Annotated in this window: 24 protein-coding genes and 1 pseudogene; 19 read left to right on the top strand and 6 right to left on the bottom strand. The window is 65.8% G+C overall.

The genetic code is table 11. The features are described from left to right. The first annotated feature begins 5 nt into the window (after window positions 1-5). From MK313_RS08385 to nthB, 3 genes are all read left to right on the top strand, one after another. Window positions 6-821, top strand: a complete 816-nt coding sequence (locus MK313_RS08385; protein ID WP_287780834.1) for a phosphodiesterase — start codon at window positions 6-8, stop codon at window positions 819-821. A gap of 116 nt (window positions 822-937) precedes the next feature. After that, window positions 938-1,540, top strand: a complete 603-nt coding sequence (locus tag MK313_RS08380) for a nitrile hydratase subunit alpha (RefSeq protein ID WP_287780833.1) — start codon at window positions 938-940, stop codon at window positions 1,538-1,540. 16 nt (window positions 1,541-1,556) lie between these two features. Continuing rightward, window positions 1,557-2,174 (top strand): nitrile hydratase subunit beta, encoded by a 618-nt coding sequence (gene nthB / locus MK313_RS08375; protein ID WP_287780831.1) that lies wholly within the window; start codon window positions 1,557-1,559, stop codon window positions 2,172-2,174. A gap of 98 nt (window positions 2,175-2,272) precedes the next feature. Here the strand turns inward: nthB and MK313_RS08370 are convergent, their stop codons facing one another. The 3 genes from MK313_RS08370 to MK313_RS08360 form a co-directional block, all read right to left on the bottom strand. Further along, entirely contained in the window at window positions 2,273-4,777 is a 2,505-nt protein-coding gene (locus MK313_RS08370; protein WP_287780829.1) for a TonB-dependent siderophore receptor, read from the bottom strand. 115 nt (window positions 4,778-4,892) lie between these two features. Beyond that, entirely contained in the window at window positions 4,893-5,855 is a 963-nt protein-coding gene (locus tag MK313_RS08365; protein ID WP_287780827.1) for a FecR family protein, read from the bottom strand. A gap of 79 nt (window positions 5,856-5,934) precedes the next feature. Beyond that, a complete protein-coding gene (locus MK313_RS08360) occupies window positions 5,935-6,471 on the bottom strand; it encodes an RNA polymerase sigma factor (RefSeq protein WP_287780826.1) in 537 nt (178 codons plus the stop codon). A gap of 205 nt (window positions 6,472-6,676) precedes the next feature. Here MK313_RS08360 and MK313_RS08355 point away from each other — a divergent pair, with 205 nt between their 5' ends. Together MK313_RS08355 and MK313_RS08350 are read left to right on the top strand one after the other, a co-directional pair. After that, window positions 6,677-7,825, top strand: coding sequence for a mandelate racemase/muconate lactonizing enzyme family protein (locus tag MK313_RS08355; protein ID WP_287780825.1), 1,149 nt, complete (start codon window positions 6,677-6,679; stop codon window positions 7,823-7,825). 26 nt (window positions 7,826-7,851) lie between these two features. Then, on the top strand, window positions 7,852-8,664 hold the full coding sequence (locus MK313_RS08350) for an NAD-dependent epimerase/dehydratase family protein (protein WP_287780824.1): 813 nt from the start codon (window positions 7,852-7,854) through the stop codon (window positions 8,662-8,664). A gap of 5 nt (window positions 8,665-8,669) precedes the next feature. Here MK313_RS08350 and MK313_RS08345 read toward each other — a convergent pair whose 3' ends face one another. Beyond that, entirely contained in the window at window positions 8,670-9,710 is a 1,041-nt protein-coding gene (locus MK313_RS08345) for a LacI family DNA-binding transcriptional regulator (protein ID WP_287780823.1), read from the bottom strand. 384 nt (window positions 9,711-10,094) lie between these two features. On the opposite strand from MK313_RS08345, the gene MK313_RS08340 reads away from it, so the two are divergent. From MK313_RS08340 to MK313_RS08320, 5 genes are read left to right on the top strand one after another with little or no spacing between them, the layout of a single operon-like run. Then, entirely contained in the window at window positions 10,095-11,405 is a 1,311-nt protein-coding gene (locus tag MK313_RS08340) for an ABC transporter substrate-binding protein (protein WP_287780821.1), read from the top strand. A 16-nt stretch (window positions 11,406-11,421) separates the two neighbouring features. Beyond that, complete coding sequence (locus MK313_RS08335; protein WP_008942888.1) at window positions 11,422-12,390, top strand: carbohydrate ABC transporter permease; 969 nt, start codon at window positions 11,422-11,424, stop codon at window positions 12,388-12,390. Then, window positions 12,387-13,247: a carbohydrate ABC transporter permease gene (locus MK313_RS08330; RefSeq protein WP_121216726.1), complete on the top strand. Its 861-nt coding sequence runs from the start codon at window positions 12,387-12,389 to the stop codon at window positions 13,245-13,247. The genes MK313_RS08335 and MK313_RS08330 overlap by 4 nt, the downstream gene beginning before the upstream one ends. A gap of 39 nt (window positions 13,248-13,286) precedes the next feature. Beyond that, a complete protein-coding gene (locus MK313_RS08325) occupies window positions 13,287-14,441 on the top strand; it encodes an ABC transporter ATP-binding protein (protein WP_287780820.1) in 1,155 nt (384 codons plus the stop codon). A 12-nt stretch (window positions 14,442-14,453) separates the two neighbouring features. Beyond that, window positions 14,454-14,906 carry a MaoC/PaaZ C-terminal domain-containing protein gene (locus tag MK313_RS08320; protein ID WP_008942885.1) on the top strand — a complete coding sequence of 151 codons (453 nt, stop codon included), beginning with the start codon at window positions 14,454-14,456 and terminating at the stop codon, window positions 14,904-14,906. A 170-nt stretch (window positions 14,907-15,076) separates the two neighbouring features. Here the strand turns inward: MK313_RS08320 and MK313_RS08315 are convergent, their stop codons facing one another. Together MK313_RS08315 and MK313_RS08310 are read right to left on the bottom strand one after the other, a co-directional pair. Beyond that, window positions 15,077-15,850 (bottom strand): enoyl-CoA hydratase-related protein, encoded by a 774-nt coding sequence (locus MK313_RS08315; protein WP_121216731.1) that lies wholly within the window; start codon window positions 15,848-15,850, stop codon window positions 15,077-15,079. Between the two features lie 9 nt (window positions 15,851-15,859). Further along, on the bottom strand, window positions 15,860-16,612 hold the full coding sequence (locus MK313_RS08310; protein ID WP_287780819.1) for an SDR family oxidoreductase: 753 nt from the start codon (window positions 16,610-16,612) through the stop codon (window positions 15,860-15,862). Between the two features lie 120 nt (window positions 16,613-16,732). On the opposite strand from MK313_RS08310, the gene MK313_RS08305 reads away from it, so the two are divergent. The 9 genes and pseudogenes from MK313_RS08305 to MK313_RS08265 form a co-directional block, all read left to right on the top strand. Next, window positions 16,733-17,941 carry a CaiB/BaiF CoA transferase family protein gene (locus tag MK313_RS08305; protein WP_287780818.1) on the top strand — a complete coding sequence of 403 codons (1,209 nt, stop codon included), beginning with the start codon at window positions 16,733-16,735 and terminating at the stop codon, window positions 17,939-17,941. A 15-nt stretch (window positions 17,942-17,956) separates the two neighbouring features. Then, a complete protein-coding gene (locus MK313_RS08300) occupies window positions 17,957-19,156 on the top strand; it encodes a CaiB/BaiF CoA transferase family protein (protein ID WP_287780817.1) in 1,200 nt (399 codons plus the stop codon). A gap of 12 nt (window positions 19,157-19,168) precedes the next feature. Then, on the top strand, window positions 19,169-19,966 hold the full coding sequence (locus MK313_RS08295; RefSeq protein WP_287780815.1) for an alpha/beta fold hydrolase: 798 nt from the start codon (window positions 19,169-19,171) through the stop codon (window positions 19,964-19,966). Window positions 19,967-20,093: 127 nt separating this feature from the next. Continuing rightward, the gene (locus MK313_RS08290) at window positions 20,094-21,059 is read left to right on the top strand and encodes a dihydrodipicolinate synthase family protein (RefSeq protein WP_287780814.1); all 966 of its coding nucleotides are present in this window, start codon (window positions 20,094-20,096) and stop codon (window positions 21,057-21,059) included. Between the two features lie 12 nt (window positions 21,060-21,071). Then, entirely contained in the window at window positions 21,072-22,796 is a 1,725-nt protein-coding gene (locus MK313_RS08285; protein ID WP_287780813.1) for an NAD(P)-binding protein, read from the top strand. 3 nt (window positions 22,797-22,799) lie between these two features. Then, window positions 22,800-24,299, top strand: coding sequence for an FAD-dependent oxidoreductase (locus MK313_RS08280; RefSeq protein WP_287780811.1), 1,500 nt, complete (start codon window positions 22,800-22,802; stop codon window positions 24,297-24,299). 5 nt (window positions 24,300-24,304) lie between these two features. Then, window positions 24,305-25,069, top strand: coding sequence for an SDR family NAD(P)-dependent oxidoreductase (locus tag MK313_RS08275; protein ID WP_287780810.1), 765 nt, complete (start codon window positions 24,305-24,307; stop codon window positions 25,067-25,069). Between the two features lie 146 nt (window positions 25,070-25,215). After that, window positions 25,216-25,629: a hypothetical protein gene (locus MK313_RS08270; RefSeq protein ID WP_287780809.1), complete on the top strand. Its 414-nt coding sequence runs from the start codon at window positions 25,216-25,218 to the stop codon at window positions 25,627-25,629. Between the two features lie 63 nt (window positions 25,630-25,692). Then, window positions 25,693-25,878, top strand: a pseudogene (locus tag MK313_RS08265) (C4-dicarboxylate ABC transporter substrate-binding protein); the annotation flags it as partial.

Raw genomic sequence — 25,878 nt, 5'->3', positions numbered from 1 at the left:
GAGACATGCTGATCGCCCAGATCACCGACACCCATATCACCCGTGAGCGCAAGCCGGCCTATAACCGGGTCGATACCGCCGCCTTTCTGGAACGCGCGGTGGCGCATGTGAACGCGATGGAGCCGCGCCCGGACATCGTCGTCATGACCGGCGATCTGGTGGATGAAGGCAGTGCCGGGGAATATGCCATCCTGCGCGACATCCTGGCGCCCTTGTCGATGCCAGTCTATCTGATGCCGGGCAATCATGACGAGCGCGGCGCGCTGCGCGCCGGCTTCCCGGATCATGCCTATCTTGCGCAGGGCGGGGATTGGATTCAGTACGCCATCGAGGAACATCCGCTGCGCCTGCTGGCGCTGGACACGGTGACGCCGGGCCGCAGCCATGGCGAGCTGTGCGCGGGCCGGCTGGGCTGGCTTGCCGACCGGCTGGCCGAGCAGCCCGAGCGCCCGACGCTGGTCATGCTGCATCACCCGCCTTTCCCGACCGGCATCGCGCATATGGACAGGATCGGCCTGCTGCAGGGCGCGCCGGAACTCGGGAGCATCCTCAGCCAGCATGGGCAGATTCAGCGCGTGCTGTGCGGCCATCTGCACCGGCCGATCCAGGCGGTGTGGCACGGCACGCCGGTCAGCGTGGCGCCCAGCCCGGCGCATCAGGTGGCGATGGACCTCCGCCCCGGCGGCCCGTCCGCCTTCGTCATGGAGCCGCCGGCCATCCACCTGCACAGCTGGACCCCCGCCGGCCTCGTCACCCATCAGAGCTATATCGGTGACTTCGACGGTCCCTACCTGTTCAGGGACGGTTCACCGGCAGCCTGAACGCGCGGACCATGGTTTCCAGTTGAAGTCCCTTCGGCTACCATCGGGGCCGAGTGCAGGATTTGGCTGGGAATCCCGGCTGAATCCTCCGTCATTCCCGTCAGAGGTCAGGACCCATGGCTTCCACCGATCAGAGAGCAGCGCCGGTCGAACGGCGCGTCGCGGCACTGGAGCAGGCTTTCGTCGAACGCAATCTCGTCCGTACCGAGGATGTGGACGCCGTCGTCCACAATGCCGAGGAGAACTGGGTGCCGGAGAACGGCGCAAAGGTGGTCGCCCGGGCCTGGACCGATGCCGATTTCAAGCGCCGGCTGCTTGAGAACGGCAAGGCCGCTGTTACGGAACTTGGCCTCGCCATGCCGCCCCACCACAAGCATCTGGTCGTGCTGGAGAACACCCAGACGCTGCAGAATGTGATCTGCTGCACGCTGTGTTCCTGTACCGCCTTCACCATCATCGGGCTGCCGCCGGGCTGGTACAAGGATTTCGAGTACCGCTCCCGCCTGGTGCGCCAGTCGCGCACCGTTCTGCGTGAGATGGGGCTGGACCTCCCCGATGAGATCGACATCAAGGTCTGGGATACGACCACGGATACCCGCTACATGGTCCTGCCGGTACAGCCGGAGGAGACCATCGGCTGGCCGGAAGACAAGCTGCGCGAGATCGTGACCAAGGATTCCATGATCGGCGTGTCGCGTCTTGAGGCCCCTTACCGCTGAGCCGGAGGAGAGACGGATGGACGGCGTGCATGATCTGGGCGGGAAGCAGGGCTTCGGCCCGGTGCGCTATGCGGAAGGCCGGGCGGTGTTCAAGGCGCCGTGGGAGCTGCGGGCGAACGCCCTCTACGGGCTGGGGGTGCGCCTCGGTATCATGAACATGGACGAATACCGCCATGCCATCGAACGGATGGACCCGCGCCATTACCTGTCGGCCTGTTACTACGAACGGTCGCTGACCGGCTTTGCCACGCTCTGCGTCGAGAAGGGTGTTGTCACGCGGGAAGAGCTGGAGAAGCTGGCGGGCGGGGTGTTCCCGCTGGCCCTGCCCAGCGCCGAGGGGCGGCCGAACGCAGAGCCGCGCCAGACCTTCGCTGTCGGTGACAGGGTCCGGGTGAAGAACGAGTTCGTGTCGGGCCATGTCCGCATGCCGGGCTATATTCGCGGCAAATGCGGTGTCGTCGTCGCCATCACGCCGGCCTATCCGTTTCCGGATGCCGCCGCGCACAATCTCCAGTCCCAGGATGAGCCGACCTACGATGTCGCGTTCGACTCACAGGAGCTGTGGCCGCAGGCCGCCGATCCCGCGACCGTGCATGTCGGCGTCTTCGAGAGCTATCTGGAGCCGGCAGGATAATCGCGGAGCATTAAGCCGGAACAGCAGCGTACAAAAGTAAGGGCCGATGCGGTGGCTTCCTGCCATCCGCACCGGCCCTGTTGATGTCCGGGTGCTGCTTACCAGCTGTATTTCAGCGTCGCATAGACCGTCCGGCCCACGCCCATATAGCAGCCGGTGGCGGACAGGCAGGTTGCGACATAGTCCTTGTCGAACAGGTTGCTGGCATCCAGCGCCACCGTCACCCCCTCAAGCGACGTACCCAGCTTGCCGAGGTCGTAGCGGATGCCGGCATCGACCAACGTGTAGCCCGGAACGTCGTAATTATTCGCATTGTCCCCGTAGGTCTGGCCGATATAGCGTGCGCCGGCCCCGAAGCCTAGACCATCCAGCGGGCCGGACGATACTTCATAGTCCAGCCAGGCGGCGGCCTGATGCTCCGGCACGAAGGCAAGGCGATTGCCCTCGGTGCTGACGCCTGACGCGTTGGCGTTGGCCTTGGTGATCTCGCTGTCGGTATAGGCGTAGGAGGCGATCAGCGACAGGCCGCTGGTCAGCTGCGCCTTGCCCTCCAGCTCCAGCCCGCGCATCCGCACTTCGCCGGTCTGGGTGTTGAAGCGCGTGTTGGCGGGATCGGGGGTCAGCACATTTTGCTGCGTCAGCTGATAGACCGACAGGGTGACGAAGCTGCGCCCGCCCGTGGGCTGGTACTTCACGCCGACCTCGAACTGCTCGCCCTCGGTCGGGTCGAAGGCGCTGCCGCTGCTGTCGGTGCCGCTGGCCGGCTGGAAGGAGGTCGAATAGCTGGCATAGGGGGCCAGCCCATTGTCGAAATTGTATACCGCGCCGACGCGGCCGGTGAAGGCCCGGTCATCCTGTGCCACGCTGGCATCGGATGTCGCGGTCTGGGTGCGGGTATCCGTATCGGCCATGTCATAGCGCCCGCCGAGCACCAGGGTCAGCCGGTCGATCTTCATCTGGTCCTGTAGGTAAAGGCCGATCTGCCGGCGTTCCTGGTCGATCCGCATGCCGGTGCCAGGCCGGCTGACCGGTACCCCGTAGGTCGGGTTATAGGCATCGAACGGGGTGGTCAGGAAGGTCAGCTGCGATTCCTCGAAGGTGCTGTCCTCATAGGAATAATCGAAGCCGACCAGCGCCTTGTGGGCCACGCTGCCGGTGCGGAAATCGGCCACCGCCTGATTGTCCACGGTCAGCATCCGCGCACTTTCCGGAAAGGCCCAGGCATAGCGGCCGAGCATGGAGGGATCGCAGGGCGTGGTTGCGCAATAGGCCTGCACGCGCTGGCTGTCGGTATCGACATCGCCATAGCGCAGATTCTGGCGCAGCGACCAGGTGTCGTCGATGCGGTGATCCAACTCGTAGCCGACGAACCACTGCTTGTTGTTGAAATGGTCATAGCCCGGCTTGCCCACGAAGGTCTCGCGCGGCAGCGTGCCCTGGCTGCCGGGATACAGCGTGCCGACCGCCGGCAGGGCCGGCGCGCCGCCGCCGCCCGGGGCGTCGATCTCCTGATATTCGCCGAAGAAGGTGATCTTCGTGTTCTCGCCGGCCAGCCAGGTCAGCGAGGGGGCGACATAAGCCTTCTCCTCCTCGACATAGTTGAACTGGGTGTCCGATTTCCGGCCCAGTGCCACCATGCGGTAGAGCAGCGTGCCCTCCTCATTGGCCTTGCCGCCGAGATCGATGCCAGCCTGCATGCGGTCGAAGCTGCCGGTCTGCAGCTCGATTTCGCGGACCTCCTCCTCGGTCGGGCGCTTCTTCACCATGTTCACGATGCCGCCGGGATTGCCCTGCCCGTAGAGCAGCGAGGCCGGGCCCTTCAGCACCTCGACACGCTCCAGCCCGAAGGGCTCGATCCGGGGCTGGGAATAGCCGCGCGCGCCGAACGACAGGCGCAGCCCGTCCAGATAGCGCCCCGGCGTGAAGCCGCGCACCGTCAGCCAGTCGTGCCGGACATCGTTGTTGCCGTACTGCGCGACGACGCCCGGCGTGTAGCGCAGGCTTTCGGTCAGGGTGGTCGAGCCCTGCGCCTCCATCTGGTCGCGGGTGACGACATTGATCGCCTGCGGCGTCTCGATCAGCGGCGTGTCGGTCTTGGTGCCGGTGGCGCTACGCGTCGCGACATAGCCCTCGACCGGGCCTGTGGCGGTCTCCGGTGCACGGCGGCCTTCGACAGCGACGGTATCCAGCGTCACCGCGCCTTGCGCCTGCGGCCGGGTGATTGTCACCGTGGTGGCGCCGGTGAACTGGAAGGCAGTGCCGGTGCCGGCCAGCAGGCGGCGCAGCCCTTCGGTCGCGGTGAAGCTGCCGCTCACGCCGGGGGAGGAGAGGCCGGCGACGGCATCGGAGCGATAGGCGAAGGACAGGCCGGTGCGTTCGGCGAAGCGGTCCAGCGCCTCGGCCAGCGGCTGCGGCGCGATGGCGAAGTCATGCACGGCTTCCGCCTGGGCGGTCTGCTGGGCAATGGCCGGCTGGGTGGCGCTGGCAGCACCGGCGATGGCCAGCGTGCTCAGCATCGTGCCAGCCAATAGTGCCTGCGCCAGCTTCCGGTGTCGTCCCGGCATAGCCTTGCCGGCCTTCGGATTAGAAATCTCGCCCCGCATCGATCGTTCCCCTTCGACAATTCAGATAATAGGAATGCAACGCATTCGCGTGTCGTCTATGCATAGAGCGAGCGGGCGCGGGAAAACCGGTGCGGATTTTTAGATTTTTTTGCGCTCAGCGCAGGATGACCAGATAGTCGGTCAGCCGGATGACAGAGAGGCCGTGGGTGGCGGCCAGCGCGTCGATACCGCTGTCGAGCGCGCCGAGCGACAGGCGGGCGGTTACCCTGCCCAGCTTTGACTCATCCCTCAGCAGCAGGATACGGCCCGGATGATAGCGGCCGATCTCTTCCAGCGCCTCGGTGAAGGGGCGATCCCGCAGCAGGATCATGCCGTGGCGCCAGGCGGTGGCGGCGTCCATGTCCACGCGCTCCATCGGGCCGATACCGCCATCCTCGCGATAGGCGATGCGCTGGCCGGCGTGGAGCAACAGGCCGTCTCCGCCCTTGCCGGGGGTGACCCGGACCGTGCCCTCCGTCACCGTTACGGTGGCGATGCCGTCCCTGTCGCGCACGGCATAGGCGGTGCCGACCGCCATGCTGTTGCCGCCCAGCGCCAGCACGCTGAACGGACGCTCCGTGTCCCGGGCGACGTCGAACCACGCCTCGCCGGTCAGCAGGGCAACCTCGCGCCGACCATCGCTGTAGCGGACATCCAGCGCGCTGCCGGTGTTCAGATGCGCAACCGTGCCGTCCGGCAATGTCACGCTCGTCTGTTCGCCGCGATCTGTCCGGTAATCCGCCTCGATCATCAGCAACAGGTCGGGTGTCGTGGCCACGAACAGCAGCAGGCAGGCGGCGAGCGCAGTAACCGCGGCCACGGCGCCGGGTCGGAACAGGCGCGGGCGGATGCGATGGGTCGCCGTCTCGTTGGCTGCCGGTGCAAAAGCCGGCTCCAGCGGGTCGAGATCGTTCCACAGCGCGCGCACCTCCCGGAAGGCCGCCTCATGCCGGGGATCGGCCTGCCGCCAGTCACGGAAGCTTTGCAGATCTGCCGTGTCCATATCGCCGGCGGTCAGCCGCAGGAACCAGTCCTGTGCGGCCTGCTCGACGGGATCGGGCGATATCGGCTGGGACAAGGCAGTCACTCTGGCTGGCATCGAAGGGGCGATGAAGGGCGTGTCGGGCTGGTGTTCACAGAATAGACGAGCGGGGCCGTCATTTCCGGTGGCCTTTATCTTGTGGCGCGGTTGCGCGGAAGCGTTGCCGGGCGCGCAGCATGGTTTCCAGCGCCAGCTTCAGGTCCTTGTAAACCGTGGTGATGCCGACCCCCAGCCGATCGGCGATCTGCGGTTGCGTCAGACCCTCATAGCGGTGCAGGCGGAAGATTTCGCGGCAGCGCGGCGGCAGTTCGGCGATTTCCGTGGCGAGGAAAGCCAGTTCGGCGCGGGCCAACGCATGCCGTTCGGGCGTCATCTCGTCGCGGCGGCGCCAGACCAGCCCGTCGATCTCCGCCAGGATTTCGCCACGCCGGCGCTCCACCCGCAGATGATCGGTCGCCAGATTGGCCGCCATGCCGAACAGATAGGCCTTGCTGTCGCGAATCTGCGGCAGCTCCGGTTCGCCCAGCAGCTTCACATAGAGGTCATGCGCGATGTCCGCCGCCGTTGCCGGCGAGCCCAGCCGCCGGGCAAGGAAGCGCAGCAATTCCCATTCATGGTCGCGATAGGCCTGCAGCAGCCCGGAATCTGTCATGAGCCGAGGGGATGTTCATGGTCGTGTGACGATCCCGGCAACGTAGTGCATATGCGAATCGCTCGCAAACAAAAGTGGCAGGCTGGCGTGAAACGCGATGGCATCCAGCCCCCCGGTTGACAAGCCAACGCCCTATGGCGTAGCGATGTAAGCGTTTACAAATTCGGTCCCCCAGAAGGCCGGGATCGCAGATGAGGGAGGTCCCATGAGCAAGATCGAGCAGGTTTCCTGCACCGTTGCGCGCGTCCCGCTGGACAAGGCGACGGCCTTTTCCACCCGCATGGTGCATGACCGGCATTACCTGCTGGTGAAGGTGCGCACTGACGACGGGGTGGAGGGGCTGGGCTTCTGCTATGTCGGCAGCGCCGCCGGGCGGCTGGGGCAGATCGCGGTGGAGGAGCTGCTGGGCCCCATCGTGGTCGGCAAGGACCCGCTGACGGTCGAGAAGATCTGGAAGGACATGTACCAAGAATCGCTGCTGCAGGGCCGCATGGGCACGGTCATGCGCGCGCTGTCGGCCATCGACGTGGCGATCTGGGACCGCAATGCGCGCGCCGCCGGCATGCCGCTCTGGCAGTATCTCGGCGGGTCGGCGGACAAGAGCGTGCCGGCCTATGCCAGCGGCGGCTATTACCTGGACGGCAAGACTCCGGCCATGCTGGGCGAGGAGGTGGCGGGCTATGTCGCCAAGGGCTTCAAGGCGGTGAAGATCAAGGTTGGTCGGCTCGATCCGGCGGGCGAGGAAAAGCGCATCGCCGCCGCGCGCGAGGCCATCGGCGAGGATATCCTGCTGATGCTGGACGCCAACAATGCCTGGGAAGACCTGCCGACGGCACTGGAATACATGCGCCGGTACGAGCCCTACGATCCCTACTGGATCGAGGAGCCGTTCAGCCCGGACGACATCGACAATCACGCAAGGCTGGCGGCGCGTACCCCGGTCACCGTGGCGACCGGCGAGATCGAATATGGCCGCTGGCGGCACAAGGAGCTGCTGGAGAAGGGCGGCGCCGGCATCCTGCAGACTGATGCGCTGGTCTGCGGCGGCATCAGCGAGTTCCGCCGCATCGCCGCGCTGGCCGCCGGCTATGGCGTGAAGATGTGCCCGCACTGGTTCCATGATTTGCATGTGCATCTGGTGGCCTCTTCCTCGAACGGGCAGTTCGTGGAATTTTTCCTCGACGATCAGGTGCTGAATTTCCGCCGTCTGGTCGGCCGTCAACTGGAATTCGACAAGGGCAATCTGAAGCTGCCGGACGCCCCTGGCATCGGCTTCGATTTCGACGAGCAGGCGGTGGCAAAGTACGGCAGCGGCTGGGTCAGCGTCGGCCATAACAGCGCCCGGGCCGCGTAAGGAACACGTTACCGAAGGAGGACGACATGCACCGCATCCTGATCACCGGCGCCGCCGGCGCCATCGGAAATGTGCTGCGCGAGGGGCTGCGCGGCCGCTATCCGGTCGTGCGGGTGACGGATCGCGCGGCGCTGGGGGCGGCGCAGAAGGGCGAGGAGGTGGTGGAAGGCCTCGACCTCGCCGACCTCGCCGGGCTGGAAGCGGCGATGAAGGATGTCGATGCGGTGGTGCATCTGGCCGGCACCCCGGTCGAGCAGCCCTGGGAGCCTATCCTCGCCAACAACATCATCGGCCTCCACAACACCTATGAGGCGGCCCGACGGCAGGGGGTGAAGCGCATCGTCTTCGCCAGCTCCAACCACACGATCGGCTTTCATCCGCGCGGCCGGCACATCGATGAGACCGTGCCGCCGCGGCCCGATGGCCGCTATGGCGTCTCCAAGGTGTTCGGCGAGGCGATGGGCCGGCTCTATGCCGACAAGCATGGCATGGAGATCATCAATCTGCGCATCGGCTCCTTCCAGCCGAAGCCGAAGAATGTGCGCATGCTGAACACCTGGCTCAGCCACCGTGATTGCGTGCATCTGGTCGATGTCTGCCTGCGCGCGGCGGGCATCCATTTCGAGATCATCTATGGCGTCTCGGCCAACAGCCGCAACAAATGGCACGACAGCCTTGCCGCGCGCATCGGCTACCGGCCGCAGGATAATGCGGAGGAGTATGCGGTGGAAATCCTGGCGGCGATGCAGCCGGAGGACGAGCCGCTGACCGAGCGCCTGTTCCATGGCGGCGAATATTGCGCCATGGAGTTCGACGGCGACTTGGCGAAGATCGGCTAGGCGCCCTAGGACTGTCCCGCGGCGCTTCTGGCCACCGTCATGGCAGTGCGCACCCGCGCGGTCGAGTCGCGCAGGACCAGCGTGGCTTCCAGCTCCGTCTTCGTCGGCATGGCGCGGCCTTCAATGCAGCCCAGCAGATAGTCGGCAACGCGCATGCCGATCTCCTCCACCGGCACATGCACGGTGGTGAGTGTTGGGTCGAGATGGCGCACGATCTCCAGATCGTCATAGCCGGCGACCGAGACCTCGCCCGGCACCGATATGCCCATGGTGCGCAGCTCGAACAGCGCGCCGATGGCCAGCGCGTCGGCGGTGCCGCAGATCGCCGTCAGCTCGGGGTGACTGCGCATCAGCGCGCGGGTTGCACTGCGCCCGTCAGCCAGCTTGTGCGCCACTTCGATGACCCGGCTGGAGGGCTGGTCGATGCCATAGGATTGCAGGCAGGCCAGCATGCCGTCGAGGCGCGCGGAGATGCGGTCGTTCAGCCGCGTCGGGCTGGTGATGATGCCGACATTGCGGTGCCCCAGCTCCATCAGATGGCGCATCAGGTCCCAGGCGCTGCGGTAATTGTCGAAGCCGATCGAGGGATGCTCGTTCTCGGCATCGTACTGGTAGGTGTTCACATAGGGGATGCCGCGCCCCTTCAGCAGGGCATAGACACGCGGATCGTGCTGCTGGCCGACCAGCTGAACCCCGTCCACGCCGCGTTCCAGCAGGGCGCGCACGGCTTCCAGCTCCTTCGTGGCGTCATATTGGGTAGTGGCGATCAGCAGCTGGTAGCCATATTCCTTCAGCCGCTGCTGCAGCCGTTCCACGCCGCTGGCGAAGATGCCGATACCGATGGTCGGCACCACCGAGCCGATGGAGTAGGAACGCCGCGAGGCCAGCGCCCGGGCAGCGCCGTCGCGGACATAACCCAGTTCCTCCATCGCCTGGGTGACCTTCTCGCGGATGCGGGCACTCACCTTGTCCGGGTGGTTCAGCACGCGGGAGACGGAGGCGGTTGAAACGCCGGCGCGTTTCGCGACATCGCTAAGCTGGGCCATGCAATCCGTAAGCGCTTTCCATGTCCTAATTGCTCTTGCCAATCTAGCGCAAGGGACGGTTTGAGGCGACTTTTTTGTGCGCTGCGACAAGGCTTTCTGTCCAGGAATGGCGCAGACAGGGAGTCCTGGAGGCTTGTCTCGGAAGGTCGAAAATTTCTTATTTAGGAAAATGTCATGCGTGCGCTTGACAGCACGCGCAATCATCTTCTAGCGTTTCTGTAAGCGCTTACAAAAAATCTCCGGCAGATACCCGCAAGGGACGGGACCGGACAAGCGCCCCCGGAACGACGGCGCCCACAGACTCAGAACAGCCGGGCGTTGCAGGTGCGGAGCCGCAAAAGCGCGGAACAAGCCGCATTCAACGGATCCTAAGGGAGGAACCACATGTCGGTAGGAAAGATGCTGAAGGGCACGCTATCCGCCTTGGCGGTCGGCGCACTTGCCCTGACAGCCTTCTCCGCGGCCCCGGCGAGGGCTGAGGTGAAGGAGCTGAAGATCGGTTACATGAAGAACCCGATCCTAGAGGCCAGCGTGTCCATCATGGACAAATGGGCGACGAAGAAGGGGATCAAGCTGGTCAAGATCCCGATGGCTTACTCCATCTTCCAGGAGAAGGTCACCGCCACGCTCACCTCTGGAAACGACCAGTTCGACATCATCTGGCACAATGACGACTGGGGCCAGCTCTGGATCAAATGGGTTGCCCGCATGGACGATGTGCCGGGCATGGACCGCGTCGCCAAGCATCCGCTCGATGCCTTCTATGACGAGGATGGCAAGGTCAGCGCGGTACCGGCGGCCCATACGGTCGGCACCTTCTTCTACCGCACCGACCTGGTGAAGCCGGAAGAAGTCCCCACCACCTGGGACGAGCTGGTAAAGGTCGGCCAGCGGCTGCAGAAGGAAGGCAAGGTGAAGTGGGGCTATGTCGGCGGCATGGCCATGAACAACACTTGGTTCTCCCTGTGGTGGACCATGTGGGGCAACAAGTGCGACATCTTCAAGCCGCTGTGGGAGCGCGACAACAAGAAGCTGGCCGCGGCCGGCTGGACGCCAGCGCTGACCGAACCCTGCACCAAGGAATATGTGGAGTTCTGGTGGGATGCGCTGCACACCCACAAGATCAGCCCGGAGGCGATGACCACCTATACGCGTGACGAGGCGAACGCCATCTTCATGGCCGGCGACGCTGCCTTCACGCTGGTCGATTCCACGCATTTCGGCGATTTCAACAATCCGAAGAAGTCGCGCATCGCCGGCAAGGTCGGCATGGCGCCGCAGCCGATGGGCCCGCGTTCCGACAAGCCCTTCGCCTGGAACGAGATCTGGGGCTGGGGCATTCCCAAGGGCGTGCCGGCGGAGCGGCAGAAGGCGGCCAAGGAAATCCTGGGCGCCATGCTGACCGACGTCGAGGGGCAGATGCAGATGTGGGAAGAGACCGGTGGTCCGCCCCCGAGCCTGGACGCCTGGGCGGCGCTGGAAAAGAAGGACCCGGTCTTCGCCCAGTTGAAGAACGCGGTGTTCGACCAGAATGTCGGCACCCACTCGGCCTATTACTTCCCGGCCTGGCCAGCCGTCCACAAGGCCTATTCGGATGTCATGATCGGCATTCTGAAGGGCAAGCGTGAGGATATCGCCAAGGGTCTGGAGGCTGGCATGGACAAGGTCCATCAGGCCGCCAACGCCGGCCAGTAACCACGGCCCGGAAACAATGGCGATAGACAATCACACCCTAGACGGGACCCCGGGGCGCAATGCCCCGGGGACACCCGGCACCGGAGGGCGTGGCCGCAAGCGGGCGCTGTTCGACGAAAAGACCCGCTTTAGCCTGCTGCTGCTCGCCCCTTCGGGCATCATGCTCCTGCTGTTCCAGGTGCTGCCGATCCTGATCGGCGCCAATGCCAGCTTCCGCGACTGGGCGCTCTATGACCCGCAGCGGACCTGGGTCGGCTTCGAGCATTACGCCTATATTCTGACCGATCCGAATTTCCTGTATCTGGTGCTGCCCAACACGCTGCTGCTGATGTTCTGCTCCGTCAGCATCGGCCTGATGATCGGGCTGGCGCTGGCCCATCTGCTGAACCGTCATTTCTTCGGCCATGCCGTGGTGCAGACGGTGATCCTGTTGCCGCTGATGGTGGCGCCGGTGATCGCCTCGATGATGATGCGCTGGATTTTCAACGACCAGTTCGGCGTGGTCGCGGCGGTCTGGGAAGGGCTGGGCTTTGGCCCGATCGCCTGGCTGTCCGACCGCTGGCCCAGCTTCGCCATCATCGTCTTTGCCGATGTCTGGCTGTGGGCGCCCTGGTTTACCATCATCCTGCTGGCCGGGCTGCGCAGCCTGCCGAAGGAGCCCTACGAGGCCGCCGCCATCGATGCGGCCGGCAAGTGGCGGGTGTTCACCCATGTGACATTGCCGATGCTGCGGCCGGTGATGGCGGTGTGCATCGTCATCCGCTCCATCGACTGTTTCAGAACCTTCGACCAGGTGTGGGTCATCACCGGCGGCGGCCCGGCCCGCCAGACCGAGGTGTTCAGCATCTACGCCTATACCGAGGCCTTCGTGTTCCTGAATTTCGGGCGCGGCACCGCCGCCGCGATGGTCGGCGCGGTCATCATCGGCCTGCTGGGCTGGGGCCTCTACAAGCTGCTCAACCGTTTCATGGAGGTGTCGCGATGAGCGTTGCCACCGATACCGGCTACACCACGCCAAAGCGCAGCAGCTTCCTGGACGCGCTGGCGCCCGGCGGCAAGCGGGTGTTCTTCCTGCTATGCGTCGCCGCCGTGCTGCTGCTGTTCGCCTTTCCCGTGTTCTGGCTGATCCTCACCTCGCTGCGGCCGGCCTGGGGCGTCTATTACGTGCATCGCGGGCTGGAATTCACGCTGGCCAACTATGCCGAGGTGCTGGAGCAGGAGGTGGTGGTCCATGCCTTCATCAACAGCTTCATCATCGCCACCCTGGCCACCGTGCTGTCGCTGGCGGTGACGGTGACCAGCGGCTATATGCTGTCGCGCTTCACCGGCAAGCTGGCCAATGCCTGGTTCGGCACGATCTACATCTTCCGCACCGTGCCCTACATCACCTGGGTGCTGCCGCTGTATTTCGTGACCCAGTGGTGGGGCATCTTCGACAGCTATCTCGGCCTGCTGCTACCGCACATCGCCGTGCATATCTGCTTCTTCTCCTGGCTGATGAAGGGCTTCTTCGACGGCATCGACCCGTCGATGGAATCGGCGGCGCTGATCGATGGCTGCACCCGCTGGGGCGCCTTCGTGCGGGTGGCACTGCCGGCGGCCATGCCGGGCATCGCGGCCTTGAGCATCCTATGCTGGCTGTGGACCTGGAACGAGTTCCTGTTCGCGCTGATCCTGACCAGCCACAACACGCCGATGATCACGGTGGTGATGGCGCAGTTCGTCAGCGAGCTGGGCACCGAGTGGAACCTGATGAGCGCCACCGCCGCGATGGCGATGGTGCCGGCGCTGATCGTCGCGGTCTTCGGACAGAAATACGTGGTGCGCGGCCTGAAGGTCTGACGCGCTCTCAAAACAACCCAGAAAAGCGGATAACGCGAAATGGCAGAAGTAAAGCTTACCCAGGTCAACAAGCGCTACGGCCCGGTGCATGCCGTGCACGATGTGGACCTCACCGTCGCCGACGAGGAATTCGTCGTGCTGGTCGGCCCGTCGGGCTGCGGCAAGTCCACCACGCTCCGCATGGTCGCCGGGCTGGAGGAAATCAGCGGCGGCATCATCGAGATCGGCGGCCGTGTGGTCAACGATTTGCCGCCGCGCGACCGGGACATCGCCATGGTGTTCCAGAACTACGCGCTCTACCAGCACATGACGGTGTACGACAATCTGGCCTTCGGCCTGCGCAACCGGAAGGTGCCGGAGGCCGATATCCGCAAGGAGATCGACCGGGCGGCCGCCATTCTGGGCATCCAGCCGCTGATGGGCCGCAAGCCCAAGCAGCTGTCGGGCGGCCAGCAGCAGCGCGTGGCGCTGGGCCGCTGCATCGTGCGCAACCCGGCGGTGTTCCTGTTCGACGAACCGCTGTCCAACCTCGACGCTAAGCTGCGCGCGCAGATGCGCATCGAGCTGAAGGAGCTGCGCACCCGCGTTGCCACCACCTCGATCTATGTCACCCATGACCAGGTGGAGGCGATGACGCTGGGCGACCGCATCGTCGTGATGAAGGACGGGCTGGTGCAGCAGATCGGCACGCCGCTGCAGCTCTACCGCACGCCGGCAAACCGCTTCGTTGCCGGCTTCCTCGGCTCTCCGGCGATGAATTTCGTCGAGGTCACGGTGACGGAGGCGAAGGGCGGGCTGGCGCTTTCCGGCTTCGGCCCGGATATCCGCCTGCCCGACGCCATGTCGGCGGCACTGGCCGGCCAGAAGGGTCAGAAGCTGGTGATGGGCATGCGCCCCGAACATCTGGTGCTGGGCGAGGAAAGCGGTGACTCGGTGATCCGGCTGGACGGCAGCATCGTGCTGACCGAACAGCTGGGCGCGCAGCAACTGGTCGAGGTGCGGATCGGCGATCATTCCGTCATGGCGGCTGGCGTCGACCCCGACCTGCATCTGAGGGGCGGTGATGCCGGGCGGTTCTCCATCGCCATCGACCGTGTGCATCTGTTTGCGGCGGGCGATAACGGGCCGGTGCTCTGGTCGGCCGGCAGCGGCGGGTCCGGCGGGCAGGCGGCACCGCTGCGGCATGTGTCCTGAGGGAGGCAGTCGATGGGCGACTTCTATGTGAAGCCGGGCGACGAGGTACGCTTTTCCAAGACCGTGGGGGAAAGCGATGTCTATCTTTTCGCCGGCATCACCGGCGATCTGTCCGGCAACCACGTGAACGAGGAATTCATGCGCAAGTCGAGCTATGGGCGGCGCATCGCCCATGGCGCGCTGATGGTGGGCTTCATGTCCACCGCCTCGACCATGATGATCGACCTTGCCGGCAGCACCGGCGGGGAGGAGACGGCGGTATCGCTTGGCTATGACCGCATCCGCTTCCTGGCGCCGGTGTTCATCGGCGATACCATCACCGTGGTCTATCGCATCGCCGCCGTCGATGCGGCGCGCCGCCGCTCCACCTCCGACATTTCGATCACCAACCAGGACGGGGAGCTGGTGGCGGTCGGAAACCATATTCTGAAATGGGTCGCTAACGCCGCCAAGGCGGCGGAGTGACCCTGCGAAGCTGCCGTATCATGGCCGGGTCCATGTCTTTGTACGCCCCTGTTGCGTATTCCGCGGCCACCAACCCTGGCGGCAGCTTTGCCTCCCTGCTCCCCCTGTCTGGTGCTTTGGTGCCGGGCGGGGGGAGGCCTCTTTTTTCCAGAGTTTCAACGGCCCCCTCTTCACCGTCCGCGAAAAACCGGCGGGCGCTTCTCCTTGAAGGCGGTGACGCCCTCCAGCCGGTCCTCGGTGGCGAAGGCACGGGCGATCAGCTGGCGTTCCTGCAACAGGCCGGCGGCCAGCGGTACTTCGAACGCGGCCAGTACCGACGCCTTGGCGAGACGCAGCGCAATCGGCGGCTTGGCCGCGATCAGCGCCGCCAGCGCCCCGGCCCGCGCCTCGGCATCGCCAGCGGGCACCAGCTCGGCCACCAGCCCGGCATCCAGCGCCGTTGCGGCGTCGATCGGCTCCCCGGTCAGGATCAGCTTCATGGCCAGCGCCTTGCCGGCGGTGCGTGCGGCGCGCTGCGTGCCACCATCGCCGGGGAACAGGCCGAGATTGATCTCCGGAAAGCCGAAGCGGGCATTGTCCGCCGCGATGATGAAGTCGGCCAGCAGCGCCAGCTCGAAGCCGCCGCCGAAGGCATAACCCTCGACCGCCGCGATCATCGGCTTCGGGAAGGCTTCGATGGCAGCCCAGTTCTCGATGCGCTGCCGGTCCTCCAGCACCGCACCGCCCTCGGCGACGAATTCCTTGATGTCGGCACCGGCGCAGAACTGCTTCTCGCCGCCGGACAGCAGCACGACGCGCACCGTCTCGTCGGTGGCGGCGGCCCTGAGTGCACCGGCCAGCGCCGATATCAGCGGGCGGCTCAGTGCGTTGCGTGCCTCGGGCCGGTTCAGCCGCAGATGCAACACGCCGTTCGAATCGAGGGTGGAGAGGACGAGATCGCTCATGACGGGGCCTCAGGGTTCCTGGGTCGGGGTGATGACGAGCTGCGAGACCGTGCAGTGTGGCGGCTGGTCCAGCGCGTAGAGAATGCCGCGCGCGATATCGCCCGGGTCCAGCGTCATCGGGGCGGCATCGTAATAGGCTTTGCCTTTGACAGGATCGCCGCCCACCCGTGTGGCAGCGAAATCGGTGCGGGTCAGTCCGGGCAGGATCTCGGTGATGCGGATGTTGCTGTCGCGGTAATCCTGCCGCAGCCCTTCGCAGAACATATGCACGGCAGCCTTGGAGGTGGTGTAGGCGCTGCCGCCGGGATAGGAGCGGAAGGCCGAGGTGGAGCCGATATTTACAACATGACCGCTGCCGCGCTGCACCATGCCCGGCAGGATGGCGTGGCACACCCGCATCATGCCGGTGACGTTGGTGTCGATGATGCTGGCCCAATCCTCGATGCGGCCGGTATCGAAGCGCTGGCGCCCGCCGCTGTCATGCCCGGCATTGTTCACAAGGATGTCGATGGCGCGAAATTCGTCAGGCAGCCGGTCCAGCAGTCCGGCGACGCTGGCCGGGTCGCCGACATCCAGTGTCAGCACATGAGCCGTACTGCCGCAGGCGTCGGCAACCTTGCGCAGGCTGGCCTCGGTGCGGCCGGCGCATATTACTTTCACGCCGCGACCGGCCAGTGCCAGGGCGGTGGCCCGGCCGATGCCGGCGCCCGCGCCGGTGACCAGGGCGACCTTGCCGTCGAGATGGGATGTTGTGGCGGTCATCGCGTCCTCCCCGTTGGATTCTCAGCCCATTGGATTTTCAGGCAGTCTAGCAATGGCTGACTTGCATGTAAGCGTTTTCTTCCCGGAATCAGAAAGGTCTGAGCTGTGCTTCTGAACGGCATGAAAATCGTCAGCTTCTGCCATTTCCTGCAGGGGCCGGCAGCCACACAGTACCTGTCCGACATGGGGGCGGAGGTGGTGAAGATCGAACCGCCGCAGGGGGCCTATGAGCGCCACTGGGCCGGTGCTGACCGCGCCAAGGCCGGCGGTGTCAGCGCCTTCTTTCTGTCGGCCAACCGCGATGCCCGCAGCCTGGCCATCGACCTGAAACACCCAAAGGCGAAGGAGGTGGTCTATCGGCTGATCCGGCAGAGCCACGCAGTGGTGGAGAATTTCCGTCCCGGCACGCTGGACCGGCTGGGGTTCGGCTATGCGGCGGTAAAGGCGGAAAAGCCGGACATCATCTATGCCTCGGCGTCGGGGTTCGGAACCACCGGCCCTTATGCCGGGCGTCCGGGGCAGGACCTGCTGATCCAGGCGATGAGCGGCCTGATCGCCGGCACCGGCGGGCGGCGCGGTCCGACGGCGGTGGGCTGTGCCGCGGCTGACCAGCATGGGGCGGCGCTGCTGGCGCTGGGTATCGTTGGCGCCTATGCGAAATTGCTGAAGACCGGGGAGGGCACCCATGTCGAGGCCAATCTGCTGGCCGCCGGGGTCGATCTGCAGAGTGAATCGCTGGTGACCTATTACGCCAGCAACCGGGGCCGCGCCGCGCTGGATCGCGATGAACGGCTGGCGACCTGGTTCCATGAGGCGCCCTATGGCGTCTATCAGATTGCTGACGGCCATATGGTGCTGTCGCTGAACCCGCCCGACAAGCTGGCCGAGGCGTTGGACAGCGCGGCCCTGCGCGCCTTTATCGGCCGCAACGCCTATGACGGGCGTGACGCCTATATCGCGGCAGTGGCGGAGGTGCTGGCGCCGCTGACCTATGCGGAGATCGCGGCGAAGCTGGAGGCGCACCGGCTGTGGTTCGCGCGCGTCGAGGATTTCGACGATCTGCGCCGCAACCCGCAGCTCCTCCACAACGAGACCTTCCGCGATGTCGATGTGAACGGCGTCACCGTCACGCTGGTCAACCACCCGCTGCGCTATGACGGCAAGCTGCCGGGCTTCACCGGCTTTGCCCTGCAGCCTGGCGCGCACAGCCGGTCCGTGTTGGAGGAGGCTGGCTTCGCAGCGGATGAGGTGGCGGCGCTGCTGGCCGAAGGGGCGGTGTTCGCGCCAACGGCGGATATGCCCGGTGGTGGCACCAGGGCGGCGGAATAGGGAGAGGACAGAGCGATGCTCGATCTGCTGGACGGCGTGAAGATCGTCAGCTTCAACCATTTCCTGCTGGGGCCGGTCTCCATGCAGGCACTGGCCGACATGGGGGCCGACGTGATCTCTGTCGAGCCGCTGGAAGGCGCCTTTCAGCGCCAGTTCGGCGGCGGGGTCGGGGTGTTCGTCGATGGCCAGGCCTCTTTGTTCCTGACCGGTAACCGCAACAAGCGCTCCATCGCCCTCGACCTGAAGTCGGAGAAGGGCCGGGAGGCCGCGCGCAAGCTGGCCGAGAGCGCCGATGTCGTGTGCGAGAATTTCCGCCCCGGCGTCATGGAGAAGCTGGGGCTGGGCTATGAGGCGCTGAAAAAAGCCAATCCGGGGCTGATCTACGCCGCCGCTTCCGGCTACGGGCCAGACGGCCCCTATGCGGAGAAGCCGGGGCAGGATCTGCTGATCCAGGCGATGAGCGGGCTGGCCGCGATCACCGGCGAGGCGGCAACCGGCCCGCGTGCAGTCGGCGTGTCGGTCGCCGATCATCATGGCGCTGCGCTGCTGGCGATGGGCATCCTTGGCGCGCTGCTGCGCCGCACGCGTACCGGCAAGGGCTGCCGCGTCGATGTGAATCTGTTGTCGGCGGCCATCGACCTGCAGATGGAATCCTTCATCAATTTCCTGAATGCCGACCGTCCCCACGACGTCACGCCGCCGCACCGCATCGGCGGCTGGTACTATGCCGCGCCCTACGGCATCTACCCGGTAAAGGACGGACACATCGCCATCTCGCTGGCCAGCCTGAAGGGGCTGGGCGAGGCGATGGGCAGCGCCGAGCTCGCCGCCATCCCGGACGCGGAAGCCTTCGCCCGGCGGGAGGAGGTGGCCGCCCTGCTGGACCGACTCTTTCCCACGCGCCCCTATACGGAATGGGCGGTGCTGCTGGAGCCGAAGAAGATCTGGTTCTCGCGCGTGAACGGCTATGCGGAGGTCGCCGCCGACCCGCAGGTGAAGCACAATGGCAGCTTCGTCACCGTCGAGGGCGCGACCGGCAGCCCGGTCACGCTGGTCAATCATCCGGTGCGCTATGACGGCGAGACGGCGGAGGTACGCCTGCCGCCGCAGAAGCTGGGCGCGCAGAGCGCCGAAATCCTGGCGGAGCTGGGCTATTCGGCGGATGATATCCGCGCCATGGCCGCCGAGGGGGCGGCGCTGCTGGCCAAAGGCTGACGGTATGGCCTGATGAATGACAGTGCCTATGAATATCTGATCGCGGGCAGCCGCCGGTTGCGTCTGCGCCGGCTGGGCAGCTTCCAGCCGGACCAGCCGGTGCTGGTGTTCCTGCATGAGGGGCTGGGCAGCATCACGCAATGGCGTGGCTTCCCGGCCAATCTGTGCGCCGCGACCGGCCTGCCGGGGCTGGTCTATGACCGCTATGGCCATGGCGGCTCCGAGCCTCTGGAACTGCCGCGCCCGGACGATTTCCTGAAGATCGCGGCGGAATGGGCGCTGCCCGAACTGCTGGCCGCCTGCGGTATCAAAAAGCCGCTTCTGGTCGGGCACAGCGATGGCGGCACCATCGCACTCTATTTCGCCTCGATCTTTCCCGCCCGTCCCGTCGCCTGCGTGACGCTGGCCGCGCATGTGATGCTGGAGCCTGCGACCCAGGCTGGGCTAGCCAGCGTAAAGGCGCGCTGGCAGGACGACCCGGAATTCCTCGCGCGGCTCGCCCGGCATCATGGCGACCGTACGGAACGGTTGGTGCGCGGCTGGCTGGATGTCTGGACCCGGCCCACCATGCGGGCCTGGTCGATGCTGGACGATCTGCGGGACATACGCTGCCCGGTGCTGGCCCTGCAGGGGGCGGAGGATGCGCATGGCAGCCCGGCCCAGCTGGAGGCGATCCGTGCCGGCGTCTCCGGCCCGGTGGAAACCCTGCTGTTGCCCGGTTGCGGCCATGTTCCCCATCTGGAGGCACCGGAGGCAGTGCTGTCGGTGATCCGCGATTTCATCGGCCGGGTGGTGGATGGGCCGGTATGACGTCAGCGCGAAGGCCCATGACGGAATGTGCCGGCTCCCGACTTACACATAAGTCAGTATCATGGCATACTGATATGGGAGACGGCGCCGCCACGACCGGCGCCCCGTCATCGAATGGGAGGAAAAGATGCGACGCTTCAAGGACTTCCAGCCGAAGGGCGTGATTCCGGCGACCCTGCTGGCGCTGAACGACGATTATTCGATCAACGAGAAGGAATCCCGCCGCCATAACGCGCATGTCGCGGCGACGCCCGGCCTTGCCGCCGTCACGGTGAACGGCCACGCCTCGGAAGTGCATGCCTGCACCTTCGACGAGCAGAAGCGCATCCTGGAATTCTGCCTGGACGAAATGGGCGACCATATTCCGCTGATCAACGGCATCTATGCCGATGGCAGCCATGAAGCCGCGCGCTTGGCGAAGATGGCGGACGAGGCCGGCGCCTCCTGCCTGCTGGTGTTCCCGCCGCAAAGCATGTCGATGGGCGGCCAGCTGCGGCCGGAGATGGCCCTCGCGCATTTCAAGATGATCGCCGATGCCACCGACCTGCCGATCATCCTGTTCCAGTATCCGATGGGCACCGGCCTCGGCTATCCGTTCGAGACGCTGCTGAAGCTGTTCGAGGAAGTGCCCTCGATCAAGGCGATCAAGGACTGGTCGAACGATGCGATGCTGCATGAGAAGCACATCCGCACCTTCCAGAAGCTGCCGCGCCCGGTGACGGTGCTGACCACCCATTCCTCCTGGCTGATGGCCTCGCTGACCATGGGCGCCGGCGGGCTGCTGTCCGGTGCCGGCAGCGTGATCCCCGATCTTCAGGTGGCGCTGTTCGAGGCGGTGCAGGCCAAGGATCTGACGAAGGCGCAGGCGATCAACGACCGCATCTATCCGCTGGCGCAGGCCTTCTATTCTCCGCCCTTCCTCGACATGCACAACCGCATGAAGGAATGCCTGGTGATGCTGGGCCGGGCGGAGAAGGCGGTGATGCGCCCGCCGCTGATGAAGCTGTCGGCGGGTGAGCTGTCGCGCCTGCGCGCGGCACTGGCCGAGGCCGGCATCGGCCGCGACGGGGCGATACCGCTCGCCGCCGAGTAAGGCGCCCCGACCATGGCCGACCTGTTCGCGCCGGGCCGGATCGGTCCGGCGACGCTCCCCAACCGCGTCGTGATGGCCTCGATGACGACCCGCGCCGCCGATGCGGAGGGCTTCGTCACCGAGGACGGCATGGCCTATTACCGGGCCCGCGCGCGCGGCGGCGTCGGCCTCATCACCGTGGAGATGGCGGCGCCGGAAAAGGTCGGGCGGCACCGCTTCCACGAGCTTGGCCTCTATGACGACCGGTTCCTGCCGGGCCTGAGCCGGCTGGTTGCGATGATCCATGAGGAAGGCTCCGCCGCCAGCATCCAGCTTGGCCATGGCGGCGGCCACACCCGCAAGGATATCTGCGGCGAAACGCCTATCGCGCCGTCTGCCGTGCCGCATCCGGTGCTTGAGATCACGATGGAGACCATCGTGCCGGAGGCGATGACGAAGGCGCGCATCGAACAGACTATCCGCGCCTATGTCGAAGCCGCCGACCGGGCAAGGCGTGCCGGCTTCGACTGCGTGGAGATCCATGCCTCGCATGGCTATCTGATCTCGCAGTTCCACACCCCGGCCGAGAATATCCGCACCGACGAATATGGCGGCAGCCTGGAAAACCGGGCACGCTTCGGGCTGGAGATCACCCGGCGGATCAAGGCGGACGTGCCGGATATCGGCGTGATCTACCGGCTGACGGTGGAGGATTATTTCCCGGAGGGGCTGCCCTTCAAGGACGGGTTCCAGATCGCGGTCTGGGCCGCCGAGGCCGGGGCCGACGCCATCCATGTCTCGGCTGGGCATTACCGCTCGCTTCCCTCCGCCGCGCGGATGATCCCTCCAATGTGGATGGGCGAGGCGCCGTTCCTCGATTTCGCGCGCAAGATCAAGCGGGCGGTTGCCGTCCCGGTCATTGCCGTCGGCAATCTGGGCGACCCGGCCCTCGCCCGGCAGGCGGTCGAATCCGGCGAAGTCGATTTCATCGCGCTCGGCCGCCCGCTGCTGGCTGATCCCGACTGGGTGAACAAGGCGAAAGCCGGCAAGGCCGTGCGGCGCTGCCTCGCCTGCAACAGTTGCGTTGATGGCATGCGCGGCGGCGGCAGGCTGCATTGCCTTGTGAACCCGACGGTCGGGCGGGAGCTGCTGTTTGCCAACGGACGGCCGCCGGGCGGTGAGAAGATCGCGGTGGTCGGCGGCGGGCCAGCCGGCCTTAGCTACGCCTCGCTGGTCGCGGAAGACAATCAGGTGACCTTGTTCGAGCGCGGCGACCAGCTGGGCGGCAGTTTCAACCTTGCAGGCCTCGCGCCGAAATTTCAGGAGGTGGAGACCCGCGAAGGCAGCTTCCGGGCCTATATCGCGGCGCTGGAGCGCGACTGCCGCGACAAGGGAGTCGTCATTCGCACCGGCACCGATGTCACGAGTGATCCGGCGCTGCTGGACGGCTTCGACCGAGTCGTCGTGGCGACGGGTGCCGCCTACCGCCATGGTCTTGGCCTCGCTGTTCCTGCCCTGCTGCGTGCCGGGGCCGGCAAATGGCCGGGCCTCGCCAGACTGATGACCCGGCCGGGCCTCCGCGACTGGTTCTATCACCGCGCCCGCTATGCGACGGGTAGCCGGTTCCCGGCCCGGCCCGGCCAGACGGTCGAAGTGATCGGCGATGCCCGCCGGGCCGGCAAGGCGATGCCGGCGATACAAAGCGCCTTTGCCGCCGCCCTGCTGGGCGATCCAGCGGCCCTCGACGAAAGGGTGTAGGCGATGCGGGTCAGCGAGACGGATGTTCTGGTGGCGGGCGGCGGCGGTACCGGGCTGATGGCCGCCCTGTCGGCGGCAAGGCTGGGCCGCTCGGTCGTACTCATCGAGAAGAACCCGAAGCTGGGCGGGACGTCCGGCATGTCGGTCGGGTCGATCTGCGCTAGCGCCACGCTGCAGCAGCGCCAGGCCGGCATCGAGGACGAACCCGACGCGCATTTCGAGGATATGCCGAAATTCCATGGCGACCGGGCCAACCGCGACAATCCGGTGCTGCGCCGGATTCTGGTCGATGCCATGCCGGAAACCATGCGCTTCCTCACGGACCTCGGCCTTGTCTTCATGAAGCCGGTGCCGGAACCGCCGCACCGGGTGCCGCGACTGCATCAGGTGCTGCCGCATTCCGGCGCGTTCATCCATCAGCTCTCCCGCCATTGCCGGCGCGAGGGCGTGGTCATCCGCACCTCCTGCGCCGCGCGCCGCCTGATTATCGAGGATGGCCGCGCGGTCGGCATGCAGGTGGAAGGGCCGGGCGGGTCGGAGATCATCCGTGCCCGGCGCGGTGTGGTGCTGGCGACCGGCGATATCAGCGCCGCCGAGGATGCCTTTCGGGGCCGGCACCTGCCGCCGGAGATGGCCGGCATCCCGGCAATCAACACCACCAGCACCGGCGACGGCCAGAAGCTGGGCGAGGAGATCGGCGCCAGCGTCGCCAATGGCGATCTCGCCTGGGGGCCGGAAATCCGCTTTATTGCCCCGCCGCGCGCCAGCTGGATCATGAAGGTTCCGCCGATTCCGGCCTTCGCCCGGCTGGTGAAGCTGATGATGGATGCGTTGCCTGCATCCCTGCTGCGGCCCTTCCTGATGTCCTTCGTCACCACCTACCTCGCTCCCTCGCACGGGCTGTTCCGCGAGGGCGGGATTATGGTGAACCGGGAAGGCCAGCGTTTCTGTGACGAGCTGGCGAAGCCTGAATATGCGATGGCGAAGCAGACGGACCAGACCGCCTTCATCCTGCTGGATGGCGCGATGGCGGCGAAGTTCGTCGGCTGGCCGCATTACGTCTCCACCGCGCCCGGCGTCGCCTATGCCTATCTGCCGGACTATGCCCGCAATCGCCGCGACATCACTCACAAGGCGGAAACGCTGGAGGCGCTGGCTGTAAAGATCAGTGTGTCCGCGGCGGCATTGGCCGCGACAGTCGCCGAGTATAATGCGGGTGACCGCAAGGGCCGGCCCGCCTTCGGTGCCGGTCCCTATTATGCGCTCGGCCCCGCGAGGCCCTGGGTCGTCTTTACCGAAGGCGGCCTGCGCGTCACTCCTGACCTTGCCGTTATCGGTGCCGGTGAACAGCCGGTCCCCGGTCTGTTTGCCGCCGGCTCCGCCGGGCAGGGCGGGCTGCTGCTCGAAGGTCATGGCCACCATCTGGGCTGGGCGTTCGCCTCGGGCCGGATCGCCGGCCGCAATGCCGCTTTTTCATCCATCGTCACAACAAAGGAAGACTGACCGCCATGTACGAACTCACCGGCAGGAAGGCGCTTATCACAGGGGCAGCCAATGGCATCGGCCGCGCCACGGCCCTGCGCCTCGCCAGGGAAGGCTGCGACATTGGCCTGCTGGACCGCGAGCCATCGGAGGAGACGGCGGCAGCGGTACGCGCGCTGGGCCGCGACGCCCATATCGCGGTCGGCGACGTCACCGACGAGGCCTCGGTCACGGCGGCGGCCGGTCAGCTCGTGAAGGCGCTGGGCCATGTCGATGTGCTGGTGAACAGCGCCGGCATCCTGCGCCTCGGTGCGCTCACCGAGATGGACCCGAAGGACTGGCGCGACAGCTTCGCCGTGAATGTGGACGGCATCTTCTGGACCTGCCGCGCGGTGCTGCCCGGCATGGTGGCCCGCAGGCAGGGCCGGGTCATCAACATGGCCTCCTGGCTCGGCAAGAAGGCGATTGCCAATTACAGCGCCTATTGCGCCAGCAAGTTCGCGGTCATCGGCGTGACGCAGAGCCTGGCGATGGAGATGGCGCCGCACGGCATCACCGTGAATGCGGTCTGCCCAGGCCTGATCGTCGAGACAAAGATGCGCGACGAATCGGAAGCGCAGCATCAGGCACTGGGCCTGCCGATGGCGAAGGACCGGGTGAATACCATCCCGATGGGCCGGTTGGGCCTGCCGAACGATGTCGCGCGGCTGGTCTGCTTCCTGGCGTCGGACGAATCCGACTACATGACCGGCCAGTCGATCAACATCACCGGCGGCCTCTGGACCAGCTGACCGGGCGGCCTTCTCGCAAGTGCGAGAAATTTTATCCCTTCCTTATGTATCCGAATGGACACCTGACAAACTTGTCAGTTAGTCTTTTCATAACGGTTCCCTGAAACCGGCATCAAAATAATTCCCAAACAGCAGGAGGCTATTCGATGACGTTCTGGAAAAAGGCAGGTTTGCGTACCCTGGCCGCGGGCGCTGCTCTGGCTGTCGGCATTTCCCTGGTGCCGGCCGCCAAGGCGCAAAATGTCGAGTGGAGCATGGCCACCCCCTGGGCCGGCGGCCACTGGATTGATCTGGGTGCGAAGCGCTTCGCCGAACTGGTCGGCCAGATGACCGATGGCCGGGTGAAGATTAACGTATTCCCCGCCGGCACCCTGGGCAGCGCGCTCAAAGTCACCGAGACGGTGCAGAGTGGCGTCGCCGAGGTCGGTCACAACTGGCCTGCCTATGACTGGGGCATCGACCGTACAGGCGTCATCTTCGGCGGCTGGTCGGGCGGCCTGACGCCGGAAGAATACATGCTCTGGCTGTACAATGCCGGCGGCGCCGAGCTGTGGAAGTAGTGGCGCCAGGAAGTCTCGAACGGCGTTGTTGTTCCCTGCGGCATTCTGGAAACCGAAATCTTCATGCATTCGCACAAGCCGGTGCGCACGCTTGAGGACTACAAGGGCATGAAGGTCCGCACCTCCGGTGCCTGGGCCGAGATCGCGACCGAACTGGGCGCCTCCACTGTCGTCATGGCGGGTTCGGAAGTGTTCCCGGCGCTGGAGCGAAAGGTTGTGGACGGCATCGAGTGGGGCGGGCCCGGCATC

The sequence above is a fragment of the Oceanibaculum sp. genome, assembly GCF_022449305.1.
GTDB classification, from domain to species: domain Bacteria; phylum Pseudomonadota; class Alphaproteobacteria; order Oceanibaculales; family Oceanibaculaceae; genus Oceanibaculum; species Oceanibaculum indicum.
Note: the sequence above shows the minus strand (reverse complement) of the source record. Positions and strands in the feature narration are given on the sequence as shown.

Coding starts and splice junctions, on each gene's coding strand:
- MK313_RS08310 (WP_287780819.1), bottom strand. CDS start 16,612: ATGACCGCCACAACATCCCATCTCGACGGCAAGGTCGCCCTGGTCACC.
- MK313_RS08350 (WP_287780824.1), top strand. CDS start 7,852: ATGCACCGCATCCTGATCACCGGCGCCGCCGGCGCCATCGGAAATGTG.
- MK313_RS08320 (WP_008942885.1), top strand. CDS start 14,454: ATGGGCGACTTCTATGTGAAGCCGGGCGACGAGGTACGCTTTTCCAAG.
- MK313_RS08340 (WP_287780821.1), top strand. CDS start 10,095: ATGTCGGTAGGAAAGATGCTGAAGGGCACGCTATCCGCCTTGGCGGTC.
- MK313_RS08330 (WP_121216726.1), top strand. CDS start 12,387: ATGAGCGTTGCCACCGATACCGGCTACACCACGCCAAAGCGCAGCAGC.
- MK313_RS08345 (WP_287780823.1), bottom strand. CDS start 9,710: ATGGCCCAGCTTAGCGATGTCGCGAAACGCGCCGGCGTTTCAACCGCC.
- MK313_RS08335 (WP_008942888.1), top strand. CDS start 11,422: ATGGCGATAGACAATCACACCCTAGACGGGACCCCGGGGCGCAATGCC.
- MK313_RS08380 (WP_287780833.1), top strand. CDS start 938: ATGGCTTCCACCGATCAGAGAGCAGCGCCGGTCGAACGGCGCGTCGCG.
- MK313_RS08270 (WP_287780809.1), top strand. CDS start 25,216: ATGACGTTCTGGAAAAAGGCAGGTTTGCGTACCCTGGCCGCGGGCGCT.
- MK313_RS08305 (WP_287780818.1), top strand. CDS start 16,733: ATGAAAATCGTCAGCTTCTGCCATTTCCTGCAGGGGCCGGCAGCCACA.
- nthB (WP_287780831.1), top strand. CDS start 1,557: ATGGACGGCGTGCATGATCTGGGCGGGAAGCAGGGCTTCGGCCCGGTG.
- MK313_RS08285 (WP_287780813.1), top strand. CDS start 21,072: ATGGCCGACCTGTTCGCGCCGGGCCGGATCGGTCCGGCGACGCTCCCC.
- MK313_RS08275 (WP_287780810.1), top strand. CDS start 24,305: ATGTACGAACTCACCGGCAGGAAGGCGCTTATCACAGGGGCAGCCAAT.
- MK313_RS08360 (WP_287780826.1), bottom strand. CDS start 6,471: ATGACAGATTCCGGGCTGCTGCAGGCCTATCGCGACCATGAATGGGAA.
- MK313_RS08355 (WP_287780825.1), top strand. CDS start 6,677: ATGAGCAAGATCGAGCAGGTTTCCTGCACCGTTGCGCGCGTCCCGCTG.
- MK313_RS08280 (WP_287780811.1), top strand. CDS start 22,800: ATGCGGGTCAGCGAGACGGATGTTCTGGTGGCGGGCGGCGGCGGTACC.
- MK313_RS08300 (WP_287780817.1), top strand. CDS start 17,957: ATGCTCGATCTGCTGGACGGCGTGAAGATCGTCAGCTTCAACCATTTC.
- MK313_RS08370 (WP_287780829.1), bottom strand. CDS start 4,777: ATGCGGGGCGAGATTTCTAATCCGAAGGCCGGCAAGGCTATGCCGGGA.
- MK313_RS08325 (WP_287780820.1), top strand. CDS start 13,287: ATGGCAGAAGTAAAGCTTACCCAGGTCAACAAGCGCTACGGCCCGGTG.
- MK313_RS08290 (WP_287780814.1), top strand. CDS start 20,094: ATGCGACGCTTCAAGGACTTCCAGCCGAAGGGCGTGATTCCGGCGACC.
- MK313_RS08385 (WP_287780834.1), top strand. CDS start 6: ATGCTGATCGCCCAGATCACCGACACCCATATCACCCGTGAGCGCAAG.
- MK313_RS08295 (WP_287780815.1), top strand. CDS start 19,169: ATGAATGACAGTGCCTATGAATATCTGATCGCGGGCAGCCGCCGGTTG.
- MK313_RS08315 (WP_121216731.1), bottom strand. CDS start 15,850: ATGAGCGATCTCGTCCTCTCCACCCTCGATTCGAACGGCGTGTTGCAT.